The following is an 8,054-nucleotide window of genomic DNA, read 5'->3' as shown; positions in this document are numbered from 1 at the left end:
GCTGCGTCGTTGGTGCAGGCGCAAACTGTAAGACAGCATCCAAGAGCTGCTTTACACCAAAGCTTTTCAAGGCCGATCCAAAATACACAGGCGTTAGGTGCCCTTCGCGGTAGCTCTCCAGATCAAAAGCAGGATAGCCATCCATGGCCAGATCTGCTTCTTCCAGCAGTGTATCGTACTGATCGCTTGGAATAAGGTTTGGTAGTTCATCGCCCAGAAGCTCTGCCTTTACCGGCGTGCCATAGCTATCTTCCCCGGTAAAAGGGATCATTTCTTCACGGACAAGATCGTAACAGCCTTTGAACGTACCGCCGCCGCCAACAGGCCAAACCATCGGCACGGTATCAAGCGCCAAAGCTTCGGCAACTTCATCCAGAATTTCAAAGACTTCACGACCTTCACGGTCCATCTTGTTCACAAAGGTAATGATAGGGATATCGCGCAGACGACAAACTTCGAAAAGCTTACGCGTTTGAGCCTCAATACCTTTGGCTGCGTCAATCACCATGATCGCAGAATCAACCGCGGTCAGCGTACGATAAGTATCTTCACTGAAATCTTCGTGGCCCGGTGTATCCAACAGGTTGAAAGTAGCTCCTTCGTATTCAAAGGTCATAACCGAAGTCGTAACCGAAATACCACGGGCCTGCTCAATCTTCATCCAGTCAGAATGCGCACGTCTGTTTTCGCCCTTGGCCTTCACCTGTCCAGCCATACGAATAGCACCACCCAACAACAGTAGTTTCTCTGTCAGTGTTGTCTTACCCGCATCCGGGTGCGAGATGATGGCAAAGGTGCGGCGGGCTTCGGCCTGTTTGGCAATTTCAGAAGACATGATTTTGTTTTTCTACCAATGTGTACACAAATATGTACACATTCCTGTAAACTTTAATATGCACATATATTATTCTGCCGGGACAATCTCTTTTATTCGCGTTGAGGTCAAGACCGAACAGGTTAAAGCGTCAGAAGAGAAATACTCTTATCCCTATTTTGTCATGCCTTGCTCTGACCGAATCATATCCAATAACCCGGGAAATCGATTCTCGATATCGTCTATTCTCAATTGAGCGGCACGACTATTCCCACGATTAACCTGCCTGATAAGTCCAGACTCGCGCATTACCTTGAAATGATGCGTCGTCGTGGCCTTTGACACAGGCAATTCAAAAGAAGCGCACGTTCGCTCACATCCAACAGGTGCGAGTGATAACTCTCTGATCACCCTTCTGCGCAAAGGATCAGAAAGCGCTGATAACACATTACCAAGTTGCATCTCATCAACACTTGGGTGTCCTTCATCATCTGGCATTTTATCTCCATAGGTACGATTTGACTCGTACCTTAAACACAGCTAAGCACATAGGTATGAAATAAATCATACCAAAGGTTAAACCAATGTCCACGAATATTGTAATTGAACTCCCGGAAACTCAACCGAACGAAAAGGCCCCCTATGCATTAGTGGGTCGTGTCCATGCCAAACCCGAAATGAGTGATTTATTGGAAAAAAGACTATTAGAACTAGTTGAACCGACCCGCCGTGAAGAAGGCGCAATGCAGTATCATGTTCATAGAGATCGACATGATTTAAATCTATTTGTCTTCTATGAAGTTTGGCGCAGTAAGAAAGATTTAGAAGATCACCTGAACAAACCCTATGTGCAATCTTTTTTAAAAGACAGGCTGTCTTACATAGAGGGTGATATGGAAATTACATGGCTAACAATGGCCAGTTCACACCCTTCCTAAAATTAAAAACGATAAAAGGGAGCATAAACATCTTTCACGGCAACATCACAAATTTGTGTTCCCCTTTTGCCCACGGGATAACTATCTATTTGTTTTAAAACAAATAACTATCACACCTAAAAAAAACAGATCGTATTCACCCAAAAGTTGAACGAACTTGGTTTAATTGAAATTTAAGATACCTAGCGCAATATATTAAGCAGAGCAGGTGCTCGCTCTAAATGGCACCCTTGAAAGGAGGCCCCAATGCTAAAGTATATCACTCTTGCTGTGATCGCTTTTACGGGTTTCGTTACAACAATACCAGCTTATGCACAAAATCAGTGCGATAAGCGCGACAGCATACTGGAAATGCTTTCTGATCGGTATAGTGAAAAAACTCAAGCTGTTGGCGTTACGAATAAAGGCGGTTTAATTGAGGTTCTTACCAACAAAGATGGTGGAACATGGACCATTATTGTGACAACACCGCATGGTATTAGCTGTCTGGTTGCCGCTGGTGAAGGCTGGAAGCAACTAGAAAAAGCAGCTCTAGAGCCAGAGGTTTAGTCCAAGGATTAAGAAATAACCACTTCTGATTATTGCACTATCTTTGTAACAATGGATGCTGTGCGATATCGCCGACTTTGATGCCGAGCTGGAATGTCGTTCCCGCGTTAAGCTCTAACACCCCGATGACATCCTGACCAGACGCGATGGTCTTTGTAGAATGTGGGGTCGTATTCTCTTTTATATAAACAACTTTACCTTCAGAGTTAAAAAACAACATGTCTAACGGAATATAGGTGTTTTTCATCCACATCGTGACATTGTTCGGCTTATTATAAACAAATAACATGCCCGCATTTTTGGCCATATTCTTCCGATACATAAGCCCTTGAGAACGCTCTTCATTAGTAGAGGCAATCTCGATGTTAAATTTATGGGCTTTCCCGGTTGCAGAAAAAATAGTCAGAGTATCTTTTTCAAATACAATTTGTGCGACACTGATACTGGTCGCAATAAAGATCATCCCGAACAAAAGAGTAATCTTATATATATGTGTCCAGATAAAAGACATTGCGGTTACAATTATTCCTATTAATTTCAGGATTCCTGCTAATACTCGCCTACTTTATCAGTCTCTCATCGTACAATATCAAAACCAAATTCATTTGGTTGCAAATTCATTTGGTTGCAAATTCATTTGATTGAGGGCACCTAACTTTCAAAACGCTAATGCCTGTACAAATTACAAACAAGTAATAAATACACCAACAACATTACCTTTAACGTTGCTATGACTTTAAAGCAGATAACGTTGCTATGACTTTAAAGCAGAAAAATCTTGTCTTTACCACAACATCCCATGTTAATATTAATTTGAAATATCAATCTGTTGTCCCAAAGAACCCGATGAGGAAGAAACCGATGAGTCACAAGAGCATCCTCGTTCACCTAGCCAATGACGATGAACACCAGACACGACTGGATGTCGCCCTACGCCTTGCTAAACAAAACAATGCTCATATATCGGCCCTCTTTATCACGACACCAATCGGCATGCCTGTAGAGGTTTATGGTCGCGGGGCATCAGTTCAATACCTTCTGGATGCGACAAAATCAGCAGAGAACAGAGCTGATGAGCTCGAAAAAGAGTTTAAAGATATCTGTCATCGTGAAAACATTTCTCATAACTGGATCGTCGAAGAAGGCGACCACATCAGCCTTTTGGCTGACCATGCTCATGCTGCGGATATCATCATTGTTAGTCAGCCAACATTTGAACACTTTGAAGATCGTTTTAGAACCCGTCTTGTCGAAGAAGTTACCCTCCTCAGCGGCCTGCCTTGCCTTATGATTCCCCGGGGGTTTGACGCTTCAAAAGATATTGGTAAGCGTATGATGGTCGCCTGGAAAGGAACCAGAGAAGCTCTTCGTGCTGTGCGTGACAACTTAAATGAGTTAAAAAAGGCTGAAAAGGTTTTCCTTTTGACAATTCAACCAGAAACAGAAGACGCCTTGTCTCTAAGCGAAGTTAGAAACTACCTCAAACGACACGATATAGAGGCAGAAACTGTAAAGATTGCTCAAACAGAAAACTCTATCGGACAAACCATTCAAGATGCAGCATTGGCGCAATCTTGTGACGTTATTGTTTGTGGCGCTTATGGACATAGCCGCCTAAGGGAAATGCTTCTTGGTGGTGTCACAAAGTACCTGGTTAAAGAAGCAAAAATCCCTATCATCATGTCTCACTAAAAACGCAACGAGGGGATATCCCAAAAAGTTCCGTTAGGATCAATCAGGCGTAAAAATTCGCAGAAAATGAGTGTCTGACTATTTCTTCAGATACTTATTTAAAGCGCCCGTTATCGTATCAGCAATTTGATTGTGTAGATTTTCACGCCCAACCTTTACATCAGATACACAAATTTCATCCCCTGCCCCCTCTTCTTTTAAGATAAAGGCACCCTTTGGCTTACAAACACTGAATGCACTAAAATGAGTGGCGTTCTCTATTCTTGTATAGCTTGAGTTTGGTATCTTTCTCGCAAGGTCAGATGCATTAAGGGCCCTTGGGATGGTTTCTTCTGATCCTAAATTTACAATGCTAAGAGGAACGGTTATCTCTTCTAAACCTTGCCCAGAAAAACTTGTCGTCAGTTCAGGATCAACAATAACAGCAGCTTGAATACGTTTATCCAAATGTTTTTTGCCCAGCCCAGTTAAATCGATTGCGCGCAAATTCACATCAAACTTTTCAAACCACTTACAATCCATTCCCCCGTTGACCTCATCACATGATTGAACAAATCTGTCCTTATCAATACGCGCCCCAACAAGGTTTAACACAGATGTCCCCCCCAGAAAGAAGCCTACTGCACCTATCCTTTGATGATCAATCCGCGTACGCCAGTCTGGATTTTTTTCAATCTCTGTCAGGACTGTCGAAATGTCATCAGGACGTTTCCATAACTCTTGATTTGCAATTAGTGCGTCCTCATACCCTAGAAAAGGTGCTTTTACATCCACAACGATAAACCCGTTTTTAACGAGTTTAGAAGCAAGCCAAGAGCTTTGGTTGGGTGCAGACCTCATCCCACCATGAGAGAGAAGCACAACAGGAAAAGTTCCAGAGATAATAGAAGCATTTTTTTGTGCTGCAGTTCCTTCGAATACTGCATTCTGACCAACAGAAACAACTTCGCCACTTGCTCTTGCCGGGTACCACATCATCACCTTTAACGATACCGCCCGTCCCGAAGATTCAATCGCGAACTCTTTGACCCCAACAACGATTTCATCTGCCTTTGCCGCAAAACTCAAAAAAAATGACGAAACAGAAAGATAAACTAATATAACGAAAGAAATGTGCCGCAACTTGAACCTCCATCAGAGCTTCTCAAAAAAAAGAATGGTGGGTTTACCTTACCCAATTATTTCAAAAACACCGGGGTGAACCTTAATAGGCGCGGGAAAGCCTTTGCCCAGGACCTTCATTCCATCGGAGTTTAGTCCATCCTGGTTTTCGTAGCCCTTGTTGACAACGGCATCATAAGCTTCTTTATCTTCCCAAACGACGATATTGATATAATTAATTTTATCATTTTGAACCGACGCCCGATAAAAGGTCGAGGAAACAAAACCTGGCTGCTTTTTAAAATAATTTACATACAGCTCACGCGTCTCAATTGCGATTTCCTCGTACCCGTCAGGTACTTCAATACAATTTATTGCACTGATATGCGACATTACTGGGTTATCTTTCTTTTTTGAAATTCTTCCACGCGAAATAAGCCTGTATAAAGAAGGTAATAGCCCATTATATTAAATACTTTGGTTTAATAAAAGTTACCAATTTCATATAGATACGACAGATGTAAAAAGCGCCCCTAAAAGGAGCGCTTTTTACAAAATCTATCATAGTTTCAAACTAGATAAAGAAGATGAAGGTCAGCACAACAAAGCACGGGATAAGAATTGCCCCGGACCATAACATATACCCAAAGAAACTTGGCATTGGGACACCACTTTCTTCTGCGATGGACCGAACCATAAAGTTAGGTGCATTCCCCACATAGGTATTGGCCCCCATGAACACTGCCCCTGCTGAAATTGCCAGCAACGTATTTGAAAGCTCTCCGGTAAGTGTCGCAACATCACTCCCTGTCGTATTAAAAAACACGAGATAGGTCGGCGCGTTATCAAGGAAGCTTGAAAGAATACCTGTGGCCCAAAAATACATATAGTTTACAGGCTGTCCATCAGAGGTACTTACAGATTCAACAATCATTCCCAAAGCACCAGAAGTCCCCGCCTTCAAGATCGCAATTGCCGGTATAATGGTAATGAAAATACCAATAAACAATTTGCCGACTTCAAGAATTGGAAACCAATTAAATCCATTTTCTTTCCGGCTTTGATCGTTGGTAAGCCGAAGGGATAGATATGCCAAAAACAGCAGTATCGCATCGCGAACGAGGTTCTGGATCTCAACATGTACATGATAGATATTAAAAGAAATGCCCGGCTTCCAGACACCCGACATCAAAACAGCCGCCACAACACCGACTAAAAGCAAGAGGTTGATTTTACCATCTAGGGCAAAAGAAGCCTCATCAGCAGGCTCTACCGTTGCTGGCTCAACGATGATAGGGCCTTCTTTGCTGTATAAAAAACTATCAAGTGCAAAATACACCAATAGAAGTACGATAGATAAGAATAACATCGGCAAGAACATATGCACTGTCGGCCAAAAGAAATCTACGCCCTTGAGGAACCCCAAAAAGAGAGGCGGATCGCCCAGAGGCGTCAAAGAGCCACCAATATTTGCAACAAGGAAAATAAAGAACACAACAGTGTGCGTTTTATGCTTTCGGTGCTCCATCGCCCGAATTAAAGGACGGATCAAAAGCATCGCCGCACCCGTGGTGCCCATAAAACTAGCTAAGGTCGTCCCTATTAACAAGATAATGGTATTGAGGACTGGTGTTCCGGTTAATTTCCCACGGACCCGGACACCTCCCGCCACTGTAAACAAGCTAAATAACAAGATAATAAACGGAAAATATTCCAATAATCCAACGTGAAGCGTTTCATAAAGGGCTAGTTCATAACCGTGAAAAATAGTAAACGGGATTAAAAAACAAACCGCCCAGAATCCAGATATTTTACCAAAATTTTTATGCCAAAAATGTGGCGCTACTAACGGAAAAATTGCAATGGAAAGAAGCATACAGGCAAAAGGGATTACCCAGACCAAACCAAGATCTTTTCCTTCTAAATGAGGAGCCCCCGCCCCAGCAGCAAACGCAATGCTTGGAAAAATACCTACGAGAAGCGTTACGAAGCCAGATACGACGGCTCTGCTGAACCAAGGTTTAATTCCCATATTATCCCCTACCTTTGTTTATCTCGTTTAATAAAGTAGAACTCGATATTTTATATTTTTGTCTTATATTTGCCAGAGTATTGAATTTTACAGTGTCCATTTTTTTAAAGGCATTACACTATAAAAACAAGGTTTTGGTGTTACTTTAATTTGTACTCTGGACAAACAAATCAAGGGATTATCTCATTCTTTATTTTGTTAAAGAGAACGCACCTACAGCTCCTTACTCAATATTGAATACCCACTCTATTGAGCAGAAATTCACGACATGCAGTCATTGATTAATAAAAAGTTGTTGCGGCGATCCTCTCTCATATGATTAATCCTGTAAATTACTCATATGTATGAAGGCAACATAATGACAAAACCAACAACCCTACCTGACATTCAAAAACGTCTGGAAGTATTGAGCCAAGAACTGATAACCCTCATTCAACAATACCAACTAGATGCACAAGACCCACTGGATGTAATTCCCGTTGCACGACAAAAGGTATCAAAGAAAGAAGATTACATCCGGTTTCTGGAACTATCCTTGGAAGGCCGTCTTCTAGGGGAAGCAGCTCAACATCTAGAAGCATCTTCCGAGAAAACATAAAAAGCCACAACAGACAACAAGCGCTCACAATAGTAGGAAATAATTCCTCGTCAAAATACGCTTTCATTAGCAATTTATTAAAACAAGAAAGATAAAAATATTAACACATGACTGATTTATTGATATATTAATTTAACAGCCACCTATATTTACACTCTGCTATTAATTATATTCCGAATTATACTTTATATTAATAGCATGTTACTCGACACTCACAGGCGAACACTTTGAATCAAGAGGGCGGTAAAGCATAAATTATTATCGCAACCATCAAGGGTAAGCATGAGAAATAAAAAAACACTCCCAAAAAGAATTACTGGTGTCCCCAAC

The 8,054-nt window shown here is 41.8% G+C and carries 10 protein-coding genes; 4 read left to right on the top strand and 6 right to left on the bottom strand.

The genetic code is table 11. The annotated features are described in order from the left end of the window. Positions 1 to 835, bottom strand: an 835-nt coding sequence (locus Q0241_RS20545) for a GTP-binding protein (RefSeq protein WP_299380953.1), incomplete at its 3' end; no start/stop codon positions are given. Positions 836 to 988: 153 nt separating this feature from the next. Then, entirely contained in the window at positions 989 to 1,312 is a 324-nt protein-coding gene (locus Q0241_RS20540; RefSeq protein ID WP_299380952.1) for a helix-turn-helix domain-containing protein, read from the bottom strand. An 86-nt stretch (positions 1,313 to 1,398) separates the two neighbouring features. Here Q0241_RS20540 and Q0241_RS20535 point away from each other — a divergent pair, with 86 nt between their 5' ends. Beyond that, a complete protein-coding gene (locus Q0241_RS20535; protein ID WP_299380951.1) occupies positions 1,399 to 1,752 on the top strand; it encodes a putative quinol monooxygenase in 354 nt (117 codons plus the stop codon). Positions 1,753 to 1,998: 246 nt separating this feature from the next. Beyond that, entirely contained in the window at positions 1,999 to 2,301 is a 303-nt protein-coding gene (locus Q0241_RS20530) for a hypothetical protein (protein ID WP_299380950.1), read from the top strand. Positions 2,302 to 2,338: 37 nt separating this feature from the next. On the opposite strand, the gene Q0241_RS20525 is transcribed toward Q0241_RS20530, so the two are convergent. Beyond that, positions 2,339 to 2,812, bottom strand: coding sequence for a DUF192 domain-containing protein (locus Q0241_RS20525; RefSeq protein WP_299380949.1), 474 nt, complete (start codon positions 2,810 to 2,812; stop codon positions 2,339 to 2,341). Between the two features lie 350 nt (positions 2,813 to 3,162). Between Q0241_RS20525 and Q0241_RS20520 the strand changes: the two genes are divergently transcribed. Next, entirely contained in the window at positions 3,163 to 3,993 is an 831-nt protein-coding gene (locus Q0241_RS20520; RefSeq protein WP_299380948.1) for a universal stress protein, read from the top strand. Between the two features lie 78 nt (positions 3,994 to 4,071). Here the strand turns inward: Q0241_RS20520 and Q0241_RS20515 are convergent, their stop codons facing one another. The 3 genes from Q0241_RS20515 to Q0241_RS20505 form a co-directional block, all read right to left on the bottom strand. Beyond that, on the bottom strand, positions 4,072 to 5,061 hold the full coding sequence (locus Q0241_RS20515) for a hypothetical protein (RefSeq protein WP_299380947.1): 990 nt from the start codon (positions 5,059 to 5,061) through the stop codon (positions 4,072 to 4,074). Between the two features lie 102 nt (positions 5,062 to 5,163). After that, positions 5,164 to 5,487, bottom strand: coding sequence for an antibiotic biosynthesis monooxygenase (locus Q0241_RS20510; RefSeq protein ID WP_299380946.1), 324 nt, complete (start codon positions 5,485 to 5,487; stop codon positions 5,164 to 5,166). Between the two features lie 181 nt (positions 5,488 to 5,668). Beyond that, the gene (locus tag Q0241_RS20505; RefSeq protein ID WP_299380945.1) at positions 5,669 to 7,126 is read right to left on the bottom strand and encodes a sodium:proton antiporter; all 1,458 of its coding nucleotides are present in this window, start codon (positions 7,124 to 7,126) and stop codon (positions 5,669 to 5,671) included. Between the two features lie 358 nt (positions 7,127 to 7,484). Here Q0241_RS20505 and Q0241_RS20500 point away from each other — a divergent pair, with 358 nt between their 5' ends. Then, complete coding sequence (locus Q0241_RS20500; RefSeq protein ID WP_299380944.1) at positions 7,485 to 7,724, top strand: hypothetical protein; 240 nt, start codon at positions 7,485 to 7,487, stop codon at positions 7,722 to 7,724. Positions 7,725 to 8,054 lie beyond the last annotated feature (330 nt).

It is taken from the genome of uncultured Kiloniella sp., from assembly GCF_937128705.1.
GTDB lineage: Bacteria > Pseudomonadota > Alphaproteobacteria > Kiloniellales > Kiloniellaceae > Kiloniella.
Note: the sequence above shows the minus strand (reverse complement) of the source record. Positions and strands in the feature narration are given on the sequence as shown.

Coding starts and splice junctions, on each gene's coding strand:
- Q0241_RS20510 (WP_299380946.1), bottom strand. CDS start 5,487: ATGTCGCATATCAGTGCAATAAATTGTATTGAAGTACCTGACGGGTAC.
- Q0241_RS20525 (WP_299380949.1), bottom strand. CDS start 2,812: ATGTCTTTTATCTGGACACATATATATAAGATTACTCTTTTGTTCGGG.
- Q0241_RS20540 (WP_299380952.1), bottom strand. CDS start 1,312: ATGCCAGATGATGAAGGACACCCAAGTGTTGATGAGATGCAACTTGGT.
- Q0241_RS20530 (WP_299380950.1), top strand. CDS start 1,999: ATGCTAAAGTATATCACTCTTGCTGTGATCGCTTTTACGGGTTTCGTT.
- Q0241_RS20535 (WP_299380951.1), top strand. CDS start 1,399: ATGTCCACGAATATTGTAATTGAACTCCCGGAAACTCAACCGAACGAA.
- Q0241_RS20505 (WP_299380945.1), bottom strand. CDS start 7,126: ATGGGAATTAAACCTTGGTTCAGCAGAGCCGTCGTATCTGGCTTCGTA.
- Q0241_RS20500 (WP_299380944.1), top strand. CDS start 7,485: ATGACAAAACCAACAACCCTACCTGACATTCAAAAACGTCTGGAAGTA.
- Q0241_RS20520 (WP_299380948.1), top strand. CDS start 3,163: ATGAGTCACAAGAGCATCCTCGTTCACCTAGCCAATGACGATGAACAC.